Source organism: Aquipluma nitroreducens, from assembly GCF_009689585.1.
Taxonomy (GTDB): domain Bacteria; phylum Bacteroidota; class Bacteroidia; order Bacteroidales; family Prolixibacteraceae; genus Aquipluma; species Aquipluma nitroreducens.
Genome location: NZ_AP018694.1, coordinates 230,866 through 247,372 on the forward strand (window position 1 = coordinate 230,866; position 16,507 = coordinate 247,372).

The 16,507-nt window shown below is 36.4% G+C and carries 12 protein-coding genes; 6 read left to right on the plus strand and 6 right to left on the minus strand.

Features of this window, described 5'->3' with window-relative positions; all coding sequences use genetic code 11:
- Positions 1-281 precede the first annotated feature (281 nt).
- From AQPE_RS00955 to AQPE_RS00980, 6 genes are read left to right on the plus strand one after another with little or no spacing between them, the layout of a single operon-like run.
- Complete coding sequence (locus AQPE_RS00955) at positions 282-476, plus strand: helix-turn-helix domain-containing protein (protein ID WP_318349170.1); 195 nt, start codon at positions 282-284, stop codon at positions 474-476.
- Complete coding sequence (locus AQPE_RS00960) at positions 473-2,248, plus strand: restriction endonuclease subunit S (RefSeq protein WP_318349171.1); 1,776 nt, start codon at positions 473-475, stop codon at positions 2,246-2,248. The genes AQPE_RS00955 and AQPE_RS00960 overlap by 4 nt, the downstream gene beginning before the upstream one ends.
- Entirely contained in the window at positions 2,245-3,831 is a 1,587-nt protein-coding gene (locus tag AQPE_RS00965) for an AAA family ATPase (protein ID WP_318349172.1), read from the plus strand. The genes AQPE_RS00960 and AQPE_RS00965 overlap by 4 nt, the downstream gene beginning before the upstream one ends.
- Positions 3,828-4,709, plus strand: a complete 882-nt coding sequence (locus tag AQPE_RS00970) for a hypothetical protein (RefSeq protein ID WP_318349173.1) — start codon at positions 3,828-3,830, stop codon at positions 4,707-4,709. Before AQPE_RS00965 ends, AQPE_RS00970 begins: the two co-directional genes overlap by 4 nt.
- 9 nt (positions 4,710-4,718) lie before the next feature.
- Positions 4,719-6,530, plus strand: a complete 1,812-nt coding sequence (locus AQPE_RS00975; protein ID WP_318349174.1) for a hypothetical protein — start codon at positions 4,719-4,721, stop codon at positions 6,528-6,530.
- 4 nt (positions 6,531-6,534) lie between these two features.
- The gene (locus AQPE_RS00980; protein ID WP_318349175.1) at positions 6,535-7,995 is read left to right on the plus strand and encodes a type I restriction-modification system subunit M; all 1,461 of its coding nucleotides are present in this window, start codon (positions 6,535-6,537) and stop codon (positions 7,993-7,995) included.
- 286 nt (positions 7,996-8,281) lie between these two features.
- Here AQPE_RS00980 and AQPE_RS00985 read toward each other — a convergent pair whose 3' ends face one another.
- The 6 genes from AQPE_RS00985 to AQPE_RS01010 all read right to left on the minus strand — a co-directional run bounded on the left by AQPE_RS00985 (position 8,282) and on the right by AQPE_RS01010 (position 16,412).
- On the minus strand, positions 8,282-8,548 hold the full coding sequence (locus AQPE_RS00985; protein ID WP_318349176.1) for a hypothetical protein: 267 nt from the start codon (positions 8,546-8,548) through the stop codon (positions 8,282-8,284).
- An 84-nt stretch (positions 8,549-8,632) separates the two neighbouring features.
- Positions 8,633-10,315, minus strand: coding sequence for an IS66 family transposase (gene tnpC, locus AQPE_RS00990; RefSeq protein WP_318346937.1), 1,683 nt, complete (start codon positions 10,313-10,315; stop codon positions 8,633-8,635).
- Between the two features lie 71 nt (positions 10,316-10,386).
- Positions 10,387-10,746 (minus strand): IS66 family insertion sequence element accessory protein TnpB, encoded by a 360-nt coding sequence (gene tnpB, locus AQPE_RS00995; RefSeq protein ID WP_318346938.1) that lies wholly within the window; start codon positions 10,744-10,746, stop codon positions 10,387-10,389.
- Position 10,747: 1 nt separating this feature from the next.
- A complete protein-coding gene (gene tnpA / locus AQPE_RS01000; protein WP_318346939.1) occupies positions 10,748-11,113 on the minus strand; it encodes an IS66 family insertion sequence element accessory protein TnpA in 366 nt (121 codons plus the stop codon).
- A 936-nt stretch (positions 11,114-12,049) separates the two neighbouring features.
- Complete coding sequence (locus AQPE_RS01005; protein ID WP_318349177.1) at positions 12,050-14,254, minus strand: glycoside hydrolase family 97 protein; 2,205 nt, start codon at positions 14,252-14,254, stop codon at positions 12,050-12,052.
- Positions 14,255-14,348: 94 nt separating this feature from the next.
- The gene (locus tag AQPE_RS01010) at positions 14,349-16,412 is read right to left on the minus strand and encodes a glycoside hydrolase family 97 protein (RefSeq protein WP_318349178.1); all 2,064 of its coding nucleotides are present in this window, start codon (positions 16,410-16,412) and stop codon (positions 14,349-14,351) included.
- Positions 16,413-16,507 lie beyond the last annotated feature (95 nt).

The window sequence follows — 16,507 nt, forward strand, 5'->3', positions numbered from 1 at the left end:
TCTTTGGTGTTAGATACTAGTTGTATGCAAGTGTAAAAAAGCACCGTAGATAGGTCAGTGCAATCTTGAGGGAATTTATTTTGTTTTTTTCTTCACACGCTAAAAAGAAGAAAAACCCACCCCACAAATAGTACATTTGGTTTTTTGCTTACGCACAGGCAAACACTGAAAAAACCAAAAGAGCTATTTTTTGCCAACGCACCCGGACTGATTTAGTAACGCTTTTTATATTTAAAAGTGAGATATTAATTCTATTTTAGATGTTTCAATTCTGAAATGAAATGAACAGAATAAAAGAAGTATTGGAAGAAAAAGGGATTAAGCAGACATGGTTAGCCGAAAAGCTCGGTAAAAGTTACAATATGGTTAATGGTTATGTTCAAAATAGACAACAACCAAGATTGGAAATTTTAAATGACATTGCTAAAATCCTTGATGTAGATGTAAAAGATTTAATTGTCAGCAGTAAACCATGAGCCAAAATATACGAATTGAAATACCGAGCAGTTGGTTACAAGTAGGATTGTCAGATTTATTTCTCGATCCTAAAAACAATATTGTAGATGGCCCATTTGGATCAAATTTAAAAGCTAGTGAATACAAAGAGGAAGGCGTTCCTATTATTAGAATTCAGAATATAGATCGCAACAAATTTATTGACAAAAATATTAATTACGTCACTGAAGAAAAAGCTGAATTTCTTTCCAGACATAGTTTTCAAAGTGGTGATATAATTATTACAAAGCTTGGGACTCCGGTAGGAAAAGCCTGTTTTGTTCCTGAAATATTTGAAAGAGGAATTATAGTTGCTGATTTAATAAGGGTTAGAATAGATAATGATAACATTAATGAAAAATTTTTAGTCTATCAAATTAACTCTAGTTTTCTAATTACGCAATTTGAAAAGTTTACTAAAGGAACAACGAGGCCAAGAATTAACTTGAGTATTGTTCGAGAACTAAAATTCAATCTGCCACCACTCAAAGAACAACAACGCATTGTTGCGGTCATTGAAGAATTGTTTAGTGATTTGGATAATGGCATAGCTAATCTAAAACTTGCGCAAAATCAACTTAAGGTATATCGACAGGCTTTATTAAAATATGCTTTTAATGGTAAACTAACAGAAAAATGGCGTTTAGAAAATAATCCTGAATCTACAGAAAAACTTCTGGAAAGCTTTAAAGAAGAACGTATAAAACGATACAAACAGGAATTGACTGAATGGAAAAAGTCAATAAAGCAATGGGAGGAGGATGGTAAAAAGGGAGCAAAGCCGTTAAAGCTCAAAAAGAATAGAGAAATTACAGATAATAATCATTTGATAATAAATACACTACCTGCAATTCCGGTTAATTGGAAATATACAAAATTAGGTAATATAGGAAATCTGGAAAGAGGCAAATCCAAACATCGACCTCGAAATGATGCTCGATTATTTGGAGGTGAGTATCCCTTTATTCAAACAGGAGAAGTCAGGAATTCAAATGTTGCTATTCGAAAGTATGAAAAAACATATAGCGATTTTGGACTTCAGCAAAGTAAATTATGGAAGAAAGGAACTTTATGTATAACTATTGCTGCAAATATAGCTGAAACGGCATTTTTAGGATTTGATGCTTGTTTCCCAGATAGCGTAGTCGGATTTACTCCTGAAAAAGAACCTACTGATAGGTATCTTTTTCATTTTTTAGAGTTTAATAAAACTAAAATTGAAGAATTCGCTTCTGCAACCGCCCAAAAAAACATAAACCTAAATATTTTAGACAATCTTTATATTCCATTTTGCACGTTAAAAGAACAAGAAGAAATTATAAATTATTTAGATTCTACTTTTTCAATAGTTGATAATATTCAAAATACGATAGAAAAATCTTTCCAAAAATCAGAAGCTCTTCGTCATAGCATTCTTAAAAAAGCTTTTCAAGGAAAGTTAGTTGAACAAAATTCCGATGAAGAGCCTGCGAGTGAAATACTGAGAAGAATCAAGGTTGAAAAGGCAAAATATCTTAGGAATCAAAAGCAGGAAAAGAAAAAAGTACCTCAAAAAATAAAGAAGATGAGTAATGAACTAAGCATTGAAGAAGTACTCAATACTTCCAATAAACCCATGCTCGCTGTAGATGTATGGCAACAAAGCAGACATAAAGGCAACATAGAAGAGTTTTATTCTGAGCTAAAAAAGATTCAGGAAAAAATCAAAGAAGTAAAAAATGGCACAGAATCATTAATGTCTCTGAAATCATGAGAATAGATAAAGTACATATCAAATCTCGCTTCAAAAATCTCGTAGATTTCACCATAGATATCGATGAAAATGCGTGGGAAACGGTATTGTTGGGCTTGAATGCAACCGGTAAATCAAACTTCCTCGAATCCTTGGTCATTATCTTTAGAGACCTGGATTTGATTTATATTCACAATCGAAAAATAAAACAACAGTTTGACTACTATATAAAGTATGAATGTAGAGAAAATAATATTGAGATTTCTTTAGAAGGAAATAAATATCAATTCATAGTTAACGAGAAAGAGCTTACGACTGAATTCACCAAAAATATTGAACACTATTTACCTAAGCACATCTTTATTTATTATTCAGGTATTAGTGATCGCCTATCTGATTTGTATATTCCACATCAGAAACTTTATTATGAAGAGATTATTAAAGCGGATGCAAAAATTGGTCAATTTGATACAATTCGTAGAATTTTTCTAGCACAGAACATACATGCAAATTTTGCCTTGATCGCTTTTTACATGTTCAAAGAAGATCAAGGTGACGAGACAATTAAATTTCTTAAAGAAGAGTTAAAAATCACAGACTTTGGTTCTGCTCTATTTATGTTAAAAGAACCAGATTGGGCTAAGTCAAGAAAAAACAAGAACGCCCTATTATGGGGAGCAAAGGGCCTAGTGAGAGATTTTTTAGATGATTTATTAAGATTTTCGCTTGCACCCATTCAGCATAAAGCTAGAGTAGATGTATCATACAAGAAAGCGGAAACTCAAGATAGACTTTACCTATACCTGAGAGATAAGGAAACTTTTTTAGATTTAATTGAATTTAAGTACAAAAATAAAATTGCACTATTCAATGCATTAGAAAGTATTCACATCTCCGATATGCTACATGATGTTAAAATTAAGGTAAAGAAGGAAAATGTAGATGGTGAATTAGCGATGTCTGAACTCAGTGAGGGTGAAAAACAATTATTAACTGTTTTGGGATTGTTAAAATTTACCAAAGATGAAGAATCTCTAATTCTACTTGATGAACCTGATACTCATTTAAACCCAATGTGGAAATGGAAGTTCTTGGACTATTTAGACCGGGTAGTAAAACGGAAAGAAAATACTCAAATCATATTCTGCTCACATGATCCCTTAGTGATCGGAAACCTAAAAAAGAACCAAGTTCAAATTTTCAAGAAGAATCAAGAAGGTAAAACTGAAGCATTCAATCCACATATAAGTCCAAGGGAAATGAGTGTATCAAAGATACTTACGAGTGAGTTATTTGGAATTCCTTCACTGATGAGTAAAAAGCTAGAAGATTTACTAAATCAGAAAAGATTTCTTCAAGCAAAGATTTCTCAGGGAGAACTTGGTGATGATGAAAAACATGAATTTGAAAGACTAAAAAATTATTTTGATGGCATTGGCTTTAATGATGATACCGCAGACAGTAGATACAATCAATTTTTGAAATTAACAAGTGAAAACAAAGCTTTTACGAATAGGAAATATACCAAAGAAGAATCCGAAGAACTTGACAGAATTGCTAAAGAAGTTTTAGAAGAAATCTTGAAAGAAGAACGCGAAGAATGAGGTATATAGATATCCATAAAATAGAAGATAAAGTTGCAAATTTAGGTTGGGATGCAATTAAGCAAGCTCATTTAAATGCGATGCAAGGTTTGACTGTAGAGGAAAGAAAAAAATACATTACAGATCATCCAGATTGGAATCAGCTTCAACCTGCTATGTTAGGACTTTCTCATAATAAATGTTGGTATTCTGAAGCTCCAATTGGAAATGGCGATATGGAAGTAGATCATTTTAGGCCAAAAAATAAATCCAAGCAGAAAATTGATTACACGGACTCAAATAGTAAGTCAATAATTCATAAGACTAATGGTTATTGGTGGTTGGCTTATGATTGGGATAATTATCGACTAGCAGGTGCATTAGCCAATAAACTTAGAAGAGATCGATTAGGGGATTGTGATGAAGTAAAGGGAAAAGGAGATTATTTTCCTTTAGATATAGCAGTAGGCAGAGTTGCAAATGATGAAGAAAATATAACGTGTGAAGAAGCTATTCTTTTAGATCCAATAAACCCAGTAGACGTATGTTTGTTAACTTTTGATAAGGGAATCCCTATACCAGCTACCAATGATAACATTGAAATAGAAAGAGTAAAGCAATCCATATTTTATTATCATCTTGATTTAGACCAGTTAAATAGGGATAGGAAAATTGTATGGGATGATTGTGTAGAACAACTAAAGGATGCAAAAGAAAGCATTGATAATTCAATAACTCCTGCCGATAAGAAAGCAATGGTGAAAAAGTGTTTTAGGGAGATTCGAAAATTAGTAGATTCTGAACGTAGACCCTTTACGAGTACTGCAAAGGCCTGTTTAATGGTTTATTCAGAATTAAATGGTTTTCCTTGGTTAAAAGGTTTGGTAAGAACACTTTAAAAATGGCATATGAAACTTGAATTGTTAAAACCAAATCACGTAATTGAGGCAGCAAAACTAATTGACGAGCAAGGTATTCCTAAAGACCATGTTTCGAGTCAATATTACGTTGTTGTTAACGGCAAGGAGTACCCTTTTAAGTATTTGGTTAGAACAGCCTTTTCATTAGTTTCAGATGAGAAGCTTCAGTTTCAGTCTAATGACTCTTATCGTAACTATATCAAAAATCTTGGTTTTGATACGACCTATTATGAAGGTGGGTATAACTTCTTTACAAAAGAAGAATTGGAGTTTTATAGCTCTATTGTAAATACGGATTATAGAACTTCTAATAAAGAACAACAATTATATGGTCAGAAACTCTATCCCATAATAGCAAAAGCAAAATATTGGGCAGAGCAACTGTTGTTTGATGATTTTAAATTAAGGAAAGATGGTAATTGGTTAAATGGCCATGTAGCCCGCATAAAACCCTACTTCTGGCCTCGAATTTACAAAGATGAAGACAAAGACATTTTCTTCAATGTTGAAGTAAACGGTTCCGAACGGTTTATTGGTTATAAGCTCGATGGCTATTACGAAACTACTAAAGCATTACCTGATTATAAAATTAAAATACTTAATGAGTTCAAAAATTTAATTAATTGGGAATGGCCAAGAATTCCTTTTGATGAACTTGAAGCCTATGATTGGGAAAGATTATTAAAAGAAAGTCGTGATTATATCAAGAAATATTTATCGCATCATGATAATCTTAAAAAACTGTTGTCAAAAGAAACCAAAATAGCCCGTATTACATGGAATACAAACAAATGGATTAAACCTTCAGGGAGAAATGGAAAATCAACAAATCCAAGTTTCGAATTTGAACATGGGTTTGGTCACGAAGAATGGCTTTTTGATGGTGATAAAGCAATTGATGGTTTCAAGTTTGGTTTTTTAGAACCAATTCACAAATACCGCTCAAAATACGAAGGAAAAATATTTGACATTTCTCTTTATACCCGAGATAGCGAATCCAATCAAAGTTTCTGGGTTACTACATTAAAAAATGTTGAAGTTCTTATGTCTAAAGAATCAGATGTTGTTTTGTCTCACTACCAAGAAGAAGGTTGGTATGATGGTATGAAGGCAGACCTTTTCAACCTTAATTTGGATTCTAAACAATTAGACGAATGGATAAAAGAAGATTCATCTTTACTTTTTAATGTGAAATTCGAAGCTGTTCAAATTTCAGAAATACCCCAAGAAATTACCCCCATATTAGATGAAAAGGATATTCCTTCAAATCGGTATACTTTGATGGATATCCCTTATGAAGTTCAAAAGAAATATGAGGAAAAGAATAAAACTGGTTTTTCATTTGAAAATTCAGGTAGCACTGATGCCGATTTAACATCTGGAGGAATTAGAAAAGGAACTGGAAGGGAAGTTGAACTGGATTATAAACACAATGATTTACAAAAGTTTTTTTTAAAATACCTTAAAAAAAGTTACGGTGAAGCAGTTGCAAAAAGAGAGTGCACGGCTTATGGCTCTTCTCGTATTGATATAACAAGAAAAACGGAAACAGGTTATATTTTTTATGAAATAAAAACTTATAATAGTTTACGTGCATCAATTAGGGAAGGAATTGGACAATTACTTGAATATTGCCTTTACCCTAATGTTCAAGAGGCTGAGAAGTTAGTATTAGTATCACATGTAGAACCTTCTAATGAATTGATAGGTTATCTAAACCACATTAAAGAATTTATAAATATCCCCTTTTCATACATCCATTTTGATACTGAAAAAGAGGAAGTAATATCAGAAATATAAGCTTATGGCAACAAATAACTTAGTAGCAAAGATATGGTCATTTTGCGATACACTCAGAGATGATGGTCTTGGATATGGTGATTATTTGGAACAATTAACATATTTATTGTTTCTAAAGATGGCTGATGAAAATAAAAATCAGTACAATTTACCGAAGGGGTGTGATTGGCAATCAATTTTAAATAGTGGACAAATTATTGAAGCTTATGAAGAACTTCTGAAAAAATTATCAGTTTCAGGAGGTATGCTAAGTAAAATATTTTCAGGTGCACAAAATAAAATACATGATTCAGTAAAGCTAAAGAAACTAATAAATTTGATTGATGGCGAAGATTGGACTTCTCAAGATGTAGATATCAAAGGAGAAATCTACGAATCACTTTTACAAAAAAATGCTGAGAATAGTGGTGCTGGTCAATATTTCACACCTCGTTCTGTTATTTCAACAATGGTAAGTTGCATTAAACCAAATCCTCTAGAAAAAATTGCCGATCCTTCATGTGGAACAGGGGGATTCTTTTTAGGAGCTTTACAACATTTAAACAATAAACCACTAACAGCTGAAGAGACCAGTTTTTTGAAGTTTAGTACATTTCACGGTTGGGAAATCGAAAAATCTACTGCTCGTTTGTGTTTAATGAATCTCTTTCTTCATGGTATTGGCGATTTAAAAGAAACTCCCGACATAGAAGTTACAGACAGTCTAAAACGTGGAGATAAGGGAGAAGTGAGCGAAGAAGAAAAAGTCGATGTTGTTTTAGCTAATCCTCCATTTGGAGTAAGTAGTAGCGACATACCTACTATTGATATTGAGCAATCAAAAAAAGACGGCTATTTTTTACGTAAAGATTTTTGGGTAACCACAAGTAATAAGCAATTAGCATTTTTGCAACATATTGTTGCAATGTTAAATATTAATGGTCGTGCTGCAGTAGTATTACCTGACAATGTTCTGTTTGAAGGGGGTGCAGGTGAAACTATTCGTAAGAGATTAATGAATGAAACCGATCTCCACACAATTCTTAGACTACCTACAGGGATCTTTTATGCTCAGGGTGTAAAAGCAAATGTTTTGTTTTTTGATAAACGAAGGGATTCAAAAACACCAGCAACTAAGGAAATTTGGTATTATGACTATAGGACAAATATTAGTCATACACCTAAAAAAAATCCATTGAAGTATGATGACCTCAAGGAATTTATAGAATTGTATAATTCAGCTGATCTAAGCACAAGAAAGGAAACCTGGTCTAATGAGAATCCTGAAGGCCGCTGGAAGAAATATTCTTATGCCGATATTCTGGCCAAAGATAAAACCAGTTTAGATATTTTCTGGTTGCGCAACGACAACATACTTGATTTAGAGAATTTACCAGATCCTGCAGTTTTAGCTCAGGAGATTATTGATAACATTGATGCTGCTTTGGAAAGCTTTAGAGGTGTTGCATTAAAATTGGAGGATTAAGCCAATGCTTCGCAAGCATACACATTGCCAAGTCGCTCAAAAAGCCAACCACACAAACCAAAACTTGTCAAAGAGTATGGCTGCTGCCAACCCAAGTAGCCCACAGGGCTTTTTGTCCAACGCTCAAAAAAACAAAATAAATTTGTGCTTTGTTGCTAGGTCGGTGTGGTTTGAAAACGATTGTAAAATTAGAGCTAAGCAATTGATATACAGATTGAAATAAATAAACACCAGCGTACAATCGAGTAGACGGCTCCGCCAGTAATTAGCTGACGGAATGCGCCTCTCACACCACTGTACGTACGGTTCTCGTATACAGCGGTTCATTAAGATGTGGAGCAACTTTCTCGTAATACGTAAGCATAGCCTCATACCCTCCTTTCCGTAACCGTTCCAAGGTAATGGTAGTGACCAAAATCGGACTTTGGGCAGTATGATCATGAACGGAGTTACTGGCATGGCCACGGATAGGACATTGGGATCGATAGGACTTGATGGAAGCAAAAATACTGATTTTGCCATTTTTACGTTCAATGTCTTTAATGGTAAGCATTCGGTAAACTCCGTTATATTTTCTTAGAAAACCAGCAACCCACTTTCAGAGGTTCTCTAAAATGTTCGGAGAACTTTGAGAGGCTTAGGAGATGGAACTGTTACAAATCTGGTTTTGAAGTTTGAAGTTGTGTGGAAGTAATTCGGCCAGATCCTTGCTGTAATCGTTATCGTAATTGTGGATGTTATTCAGAAAGTATACCAGCCACTCGCGGAAGTTTACTTCGCTTGCCTTGCAACAGCCCAGCATGGAATACATGATTGCTGCATTTTCGGCTGCATCGTGGTTTCCACAGAACAACCAATTCTTCCGGCCTAGGGCAATTGGACGGATAGCATTTTCTCCGAGATTGTTGTCAATTTTCAACCGACCATCCAAATGGTATCGGGTCAACTTGTGGTAAATGTTATAGGTGTAGCGGATAGCCTTTCCGATACGCCCTTTGGGCAAAACTTTGGGGTATTCATTTAGCAGCCATTTTTCGAAGGCTACCATAATAGGATAAGCCAAGCGGGAACGAAGATCGGCGCGCTCGTCATAAGAGAGTTGCTGCTGATCGGCTTGCCTCTCCACCTGATAGAGCAGTCCTATTTGCTCCAGCGCATAAGAAGCCCTGACTTTGTCCTCTGCCAAAGCCTCTTCAAATTTACGCCGGGCATGAGCCCAGCACCCAATGGGCAGAACGCCCTTTTTGTTTTCGTAAATATCGTAAACGGCATAACCATCGGTCTGGATTACGCCTTGAAAATCCTTAAACAATTGCAGTGCGACCTTTTGTGCCCGGGAACCGTGGTCGTAATGAAAAAAGACCAGGTTGTCCATAACCGCACGGATCATCCAGATGTATCCTTTTATCGTGGTGTGCTTTTCGTTATTTATAATCGGGATCGTTGTTTCATCGCTCTGTATATAATCCGAAGCCAGCACCAGCTCCTTTAACCGGTAATAAGTAGGCCTGATCAGGTCGGCTACATCCTGAAACCAGCCGTTAATGGTTGCAGGTGCAATGGATATACCCTGTTGTTTGAACATCTGGATCTGACGATAGAAAGGAAGATGGTTCACATATTTGTCGATGATAATATCAGCCAAAACACTTGCCCCGGCATAGCTTTTTGCTATGGGAAGTACGGGCATGGGAGCTGTAATGATTTGCTTTTCCACATCCTGGCTTTTATCTTTCAACGCATATTTGTGGCGGATGATCCGGCGCACATACCATCTGGCAGATTCGCGTTCCAGAACTTCTGTAATTTCCGGAGCCAGTTCTATCCAATTCTCGAGTTCAATGTGCTGTGGATAAATGTGGGTTTCTTCTCTCGGTAGACTTTCGGGCAGCGGTTTGCGTACCGGATGGTTTTTCTCCTTTACCTCTATAACACGGATGGTCTTGTACTTTTCGATCTCCTCTTTGGCACTGGTTGCAAGTTCCTTTTCTTCCGGAAGCAGGTCAAGTCCCTCAAAATCGAGCTTTCGTTGCAGGGGATCCTCATTGATATACCGTTCACTGGATTTGCCCCAGATCCTTCGCTGGAGCATCTCTATCTGTTGTTTCAGCTTGTTAATTGTTTCATCCAGTTGGCTGATTGCCCGATCTTTTTCGGTAATCAGCTGGTCTTTTCCGACAATTTGTTTTTGGTAAGTGGATCTTTCTGAATCGAAGTTTTCAAAGTTGGAAAGTTGACTTTTAAGCCTGGAAGTTTCCCTAAAAAGCCGGTCACGTTCTTCCAGAATTTGCTGTAAAAAACCCTCTTCTTCAACTGTCATTTTTACTTGCTTTTGATGGCTTGAAGATACTAAATATCAACCGTATAGACAAGTTAAAAACCAAGTAAAATCTACTGTTTCGAAGGTTTTTCCCATCTTTTTTTATTCATTTTTCCATCCGGTGAGGTACCCTGTACCATCAGCATCAACTCCTGCCAGCTGGCTTGAAACGTATTGGTACTTTCATCAAAAACCGGTAGTTTAAAACTGCCCGATTCCAGTTTCATGTGATAGATCACCAAACCACCGCATTCCAAGTGCAGGATTTTCATGCTGGTACACGGGCGGTTGATAAAGATATAAACATCCCCGTCCTGCACGTTGCGCCCCATCTGGTTGGTCACCATTCCGCTCAGGGTGTAAAAACTCCGGCGCATATCCGTTGGGTACGAATACAGGTAATACCGCATTGACGAAGTGAGGCTGAACATCCTACCGGCGCGTTAAAACCAACAGCGACCGTAATATCTGTGGGTCGGGCAAACCGTTCAGCTTTAAACACACCCCATTCGGATAGCTAATCTCACAGGAGATGGTTTGGGGTCTGGCTCCCGATGTTGAAAAGGTTGTCGATTGTACCTGCACCGGGGCTGGAACCCGCGACGACTGGGCTTGCCCACCATTCTCAAAAACCACCGGGATAAATCCACTTTTAGGTGGCAATAGTCCTTTTAGCTTGTGTTGCCAATAATAGAACTTAGCCTCATTCATTTGTTGATTGGCGCAATAATCCCGAATGGTCAGGCCCGATGCCAGAAACTCGTCATAGATGGCCCGGAATTTTTTCTCATTATACATGTCGTTTGTCTTTGAAGTAAAAAGCAAACTTATAGACTGACATGCAAAATTAGTTGACGCACTTCAGCGAATGCTTACCTTTAATGCAGAATTTAGGAAGGTCAATAAGGCGATTTATTTTCATAAATAATTGATATTAAATTACTTGAAGATAATAAACACTTAACGAATTACAAAGAAAAATCGACCATATTTATCTGATTATCAAATATCTGTGCATTATATTTGCAAGGTTTTTAGCGTCCCCAAATGTGACGAAGAACCCATTTGACCGAATATTACACTTTGACCAAATCCCCCTTGCCCGGATTCCAGGCAAAGGGGCAAATCTAACCATTCTGATCAAACTCTGTTCTTTGAACAGTTCTCATATTTTTCAATAATCTTTTGTTTGATATCCTTAATTAATCCATCAATCCAATTCACCTTTTCTTTAAAAGTAAGATGTTCCACATGCATTAAAGGACAATCATCCTTCCTTTGCAGAGTTGGGCAATTATAGGCTAAACCGTAAAGACAGTTTTCTTCATTCATGCGGTGCATAGATCAATAATCAGTTAATTAACTATAAATACATCAAAATCCCCATTCCTTATCTCCAAGTCCTTAAAATGGTATGATTGATCTCTCCGTTCAAGTTTCCATTTATAGATTCAAACGAATTTATATATTGATGCTTCCATTTCGATATTGAACATGAACGGCACAGGTAAAACCTCGGGTTGCTCATTTTAATTAACAGTAATAGGGATACGATGTATGGCCATATAAAACCATATTTATGAGCTTGTTGTCGACGTAAATTGAGCTCTTGCCAATGAAACTTCTACATTTTATCATAAGTTCAGTATTTTTGACAGCAACACTGTTGAATTTGAAGGGTCTTTAATCCTTTGTATTTCAATGTCTACAGCGGCTGAGAATCCATAAACCCTCCTATAATTTTTCCAACCCTTTAGTTTGTGACTTATCAGTTACTTCAAAAATACTAATTGCATAGCCGCCTCCTGGGGCTGACTGTTGAGTCAATTTGGACTTATAAGTTACAATCGCTTTTCGAATAGTATAAGCCTGTGGATTAGTTTTATAGTGAGCATCTTTTGCATCAGCATAAATTGTTGCTATATATGTTTTTTCAGGATTAAGAAAGTCGAAATTAATATTCGAGGTGAAACCTTTTTCCCCACACGTATTTCCGACAAACCAATTATTTTTGCCTTTTGCTTTGCGAGCCACAGTTATGTATTCTCCCGGTTCTGCTTCCAAATATTTACTATCGTCCCAATCCAAAGCAACATCCTTTATAAACTGGAAAGCATCAAGAAATCTGTTGTAGTTTTCGGGTAAATCGGCAGCCATTTGCAAAGGGCTTGACATAGTTACGTATAAAGCTAATTGATTTGCTAAAGTACTATTCACATGAGATTTATTGTTCGGATTCAGTTTCGATATATCCATTTCAAAAATACCGGGTGTATAATCCATTGGACCACCTATTAAACGGGTAAACGGCAGAATGGACGTATGATTTGGTTTACTTCCACCAAACGCTTGGTATTCAGTGCCACGCGCAGCTTCATTTCCAATCAAATTTGGATAAGTACGACAGATACCAGTAGGTCGCACGGCTTCGTGCGCGTTCACCATAATTTTGTATTCGGCCGCTTTTTCTAAAACGTACTGATAATGGTTCACCAACCATTGACTGTAATGATGTTCTCCTCGGGGAATAATATTGCCCACATAGCCAGTTTTTACGGCATCATATCCGTTATCTTTCATAAATCGAAATGCTTGATCCAAATGGCGTTCATAGTTTCGAACGGAAGCAGATGTTTCATGATGCATAATCATTTTAACTCCTTTGCTTTTTGCATAATCACGTATTTCAGAAAGATTAAAATCCGGATAGGGGGTTATAAAATCAAATACATAATCTTTTGAATGTCCAAACCAATCTTCCCAACCAATATTCCAGCCCTCAACCAATACGCCATCGAACCCATGCAATGCTGCAAAATCAATGTATTCTTTTACGCGCTTGGTTGTTGCTCCATGCGTTCCGTTTGATCTTACATTGGTGTAATCGGTTATACCCAATTGTACACTTGATAATTCATTGGTATACGACCAGGAACTCATGCCAGTAATCATTTGCCACCATACGCCCAGGTATTTACAAGGCTTAATCCAGGATACATCCTGTATTTTACAGGGCTCATTTAGGTTCAATGTTATTTTTGATGACAAAATATCACGGGCATCGTCACTCACAATTACTGTTCTCCATGGAGAGGTGCATGGAGTCTGCATATAACCTTTATCTCCTTTTGCATCAGGTGTTAACCACGACTCAAAAATCATGTTTTTATCATCCAAATTCAGGTTCATACAAGCATAATTCACTAAAGCAGCTTCGTGAACGCTTATATAAAGTCCGTCGTTGCTCTTAAGCATCAAAGGAGCTTGAACGCCTGTTTCGGAATACTGTGTTTGAGAAGAATTATCGGTAACAGCAGAGTGAAATAATCCCTTTATTTCGGAAAGTTTAGAAATCGTATAATCATATTCCTGAGTATCATAATCTCCAGGTATCCAATAAGCTGTGATATCTCCTGGCATAGCAAATTGGGTCTTCTCTTCTTTGATAACAAAATAGTTCAGGTTTTTTTGTTGAGGGAATTCATAACGAAAACCCAAACCGTCATTGAAAAGGCGAAACCGAATCAGAATATTTTGGTCTGTTCCTTTTTGATTGAGCGTTACGGTCAATTCGTTATAATTATTTCTAATATTTCTGACTTCTCCCCAAACAGGCTGCCATGTTTCATCGAAAGTTGCTGTTTTATTATCCATAACAACAAAATTATCATACAAAGATGTTTTTTCATTGTCTGATTCTGACTTCATCCCCATTTCGGTACCAAACTTTACCGGTGGAGTCTCATCTTTTAATTCTAATCCAAGGTTACTTAATTTGATAACATCTTTACCTTTAAAAGTCAACCGGTAAGTAGGAATACCATTATTCTGAACGGAAAAATTCATCGTCAGATTACCATCAGGAGATCTTAGTTCCTGTGCATTTATCAGCAAAACTGAACAGCATACAAGTAAAAATGTATAAAATAGCTTTTTCATTTTTATATGTCCAGCATATCGATTACGAACAAACAAAATGTTTAATACTGCATTTAACAGTCTATTTCTATTCATAAATTTCAGATAAATTAGATTATTCTATGGCTTTAAAGAAGATTGCCTGTCCTCCGCCTTCAGCAAGTTTTATTTTCAGTACTGATTTGCTGGTTACATATTTGTTACGAATGGAATAATCCAGAGGGTTTTTATCCCAATGAGCATTTTCTCCGTCAGCATAAATGAATGCCTGATATTGAACTCCTTCATTTAAAAACGTAAGGGGAACCTCAAAATTTCTTTTTTCTTCATTGGTGATACTTCCCAAAGCCCAATTATCGGTATCTTTTTCTTTTCTGGCAATGGTCAAATATTCGCCGATTTCAGCATTAATCACTTTGGAATTGTCCCATTCAACCGGAACATCACGGATAAACTGGAAAGCAGGATTATTTTCATAGTTTTCAGGTAAATCACAAGCCATTTGAACCGGACTGTAAAAGACCACATATAAGGCCAGTTGCTGTGCCAAAGTTGATGGAACCTGATTGTTTTCACGGTATTTCAGCTTGATATCAAAGATTCCTGGAGTGAAATCCATTGACCCTGCAAGCATCCTGGTGAACGGCAGGATTACCACATGTGAAGGATTATTTCCAGGTGTTCCCCAAGCATTAAATTCCTGTCCACGGGCGGCTTCTTCGGCCAATAAATTGGGATATGTCCGGCATAATCCTGTAGGCTTAATGGCTTCGTGCACAAACAGCTGGATTTTATGTTCGGCGGCTTTCTCAATGGCTGCCCGGTAATGTTCAATCATATATTGACCTTGCTGATAATTATTGGCTGGAACTTTCGCACCTACATACCCTGATTTTACGGTCTTTATACCCAGTTCATTCATAAAGTTATAAGCACCTTCCATTTCATTCATGTACTTTCCGGCTAAACCATTTGTTTCGTGCTGACCAATAATTTTAACTCCCTTTTCTTTGGCATAACGCACTACTTCAGGGAAATCAAAATCCGGATAAGATGTAATCCAGTCAAACTGGCATTTTCTTTCTCCAACCATCCACTTTGGATTACATTCATTCCAACCTTCAATCAGAACAGACTCAATATCGTGTTTAGCCGCAAAATCAATGTAACTTTTTGATCTTTGGGTGGTTGTTCCATGGTTGTTCTTGTCCATTTCCCAATCGTATTGACCTACATGCATAGCCCACCAGAGTCCGATATATTTTTGGGGATGAATCCAATCGGTATTTTCGATTTTACATTTTTCGTTCAGGTTCTCAATCAAATTCGATTCAATTAAACCAGCTGCCGATTCGGCAATCTGAATGGTTCTCCAGGGTGTTTCAAAAGGTGTTTGCGTTTTCACTTTGGTGCCATCTTCCCAGGCGACCAATGCACTGGTCATTTTTAAGTTTTTAGTGTCACACTTCAGGGTCATGCTGGCGTAATTGGTCAGGTTTGCTTCATGAAAACTGAGATAGATTCCATCCTTTGTCTTCATTGTTAACGGCGTATTTACTGCCATTACGTCCGGAATATACGAATGTGTTAATTGGTTTTTTAAATACGGAGTTCCATCTATTTCGCTGAATTTTGTTTTGGAGAAGAGGTGCTCATCGCTATCCCAATCGCCTGGATTCCACCAACAGGTATAATCGCCACTTAAATGAAATTCAGTCTGTTCGTCAGCAATAAATACCTTGTTCAGGTTTTTTTGTTCCGGAAACTGGTACCGGAAACCTAGACCATCGTCATAAACTTTGAAAATCACATTAAACCTTCTCTTCAACTTTGATTTTTCCTGAAGTTGAATTTCCAGCATGTTGCAATTATTGACAACTTTTAAGGTTGGCCCCCAGATTCGTTCCCACGATTCATTGATGGTATTCTTCTTTGTGTCAACAACTGATAAATTTTCCTTTAATTCTTTTGCATCATTGAATTTGAAGGAGATGTAGGAATTGCCGATGACCGGCACATTTTTATGTGAAACGTTATAAAACGCCTTTCCTTCCTTATCGATGTTAAATTCAACCTTAATCTGACCGTTGGGTGAACTAACAGATGTTTTATCGTTGTTTGAATATACATTACAAACCATAAAGAGAAAGGACAACAAAAGATAACTGTATTTTTTCATGGTATATATTTGATTTTTCCGGATACCGGCAGCACATAAGAATTACCTATAAAGTATTCTGCATGGTCGAAAGCCATTTATACTTATTGAAATAA

What these genes read in the sequence shown, in the direction of transcription:
- AQPE_RS00965 (WP_318349172.1), top strand. Translation starts at nt 2,245, where the DNA reads ATGAGAATAGATAAAGTACATATCAAATCTCGCTTCAAAAATCTCGTA.
- tnpB (WP_318346938.1), bottom strand. Translation starts at nt 10,746, where the DNA reads ATGTTCAGCCTCACTTCGTCAATGCGGTATTACCTGTATTCGTACCCA.
- AQPE_RS01010 (WP_318349178.1), bottom strand. Translation starts at nt 16,412, where the DNA reads ATGAAAAAATACAGTTATCTTTTGTTGTCCTTTCTCTTTATGGTTTGT.
- AQPE_RS00970 (WP_318349173.1), top strand. Translation starts at nt 3,828, where the DNA reads ATGAGGTATATAGATATCCATAAAATAGAAGATAAAGTTGCAAATTTA.
- tnpA (WP_318346939.1), bottom strand. Translation starts at nt 11,113, where the DNA reads ATGTATAATGAGAAAAAATTCCGGGCCATCTATGACGAGTTTCTGGCA.
- tnpC (WP_318346937.1), bottom strand. Translation starts at nt 10,315, where the DNA reads ATGACAGTTGAAGAAGAGGGTTTTTTACAGCAAATTCTGGAAGAACGT.
- AQPE_RS00975 (WP_318349174.1), top strand. Translation starts at nt 4,719, where the DNA reads ATGAAACTTGAATTGTTAAAACCAAATCACGTAATTGAGGCAGCAAAA.
- AQPE_RS00955 (WP_318349170.1), top strand. Translation starts at nt 282, where the DNA reads ATGAACAGAATAAAAGAAGTATTGGAAGAAAAAGGGATTAAGCAGACA.
- AQPE_RS00985 (WP_318349176.1), bottom strand. Translation starts at nt 8,548, where the DNA reads ATGCTTACCATTAAAGACATTGAACGTAAAAATGGCAAAATCAGTATT.
- AQPE_RS01005 (WP_318349177.1), bottom strand. Translation starts at nt 14,254, where the DNA reads ATGAAAAAGCTATTTTATACATTTTTACTTGTATGCTGTTCAGTTTTG.
- AQPE_RS00980 (WP_318349175.1), top strand. Translation starts at nt 6,535, where the DNA reads ATGGCAACAAATAACTTAGTAGCAAAGATATGGTCATTTTGCGATACA.
- AQPE_RS00960 (WP_318349171.1), top strand. Translation starts at nt 473, where the DNA reads ATGAGCCAAAATATACGAATTGAAATACCGAGCAGTTGGTTACAAGTA.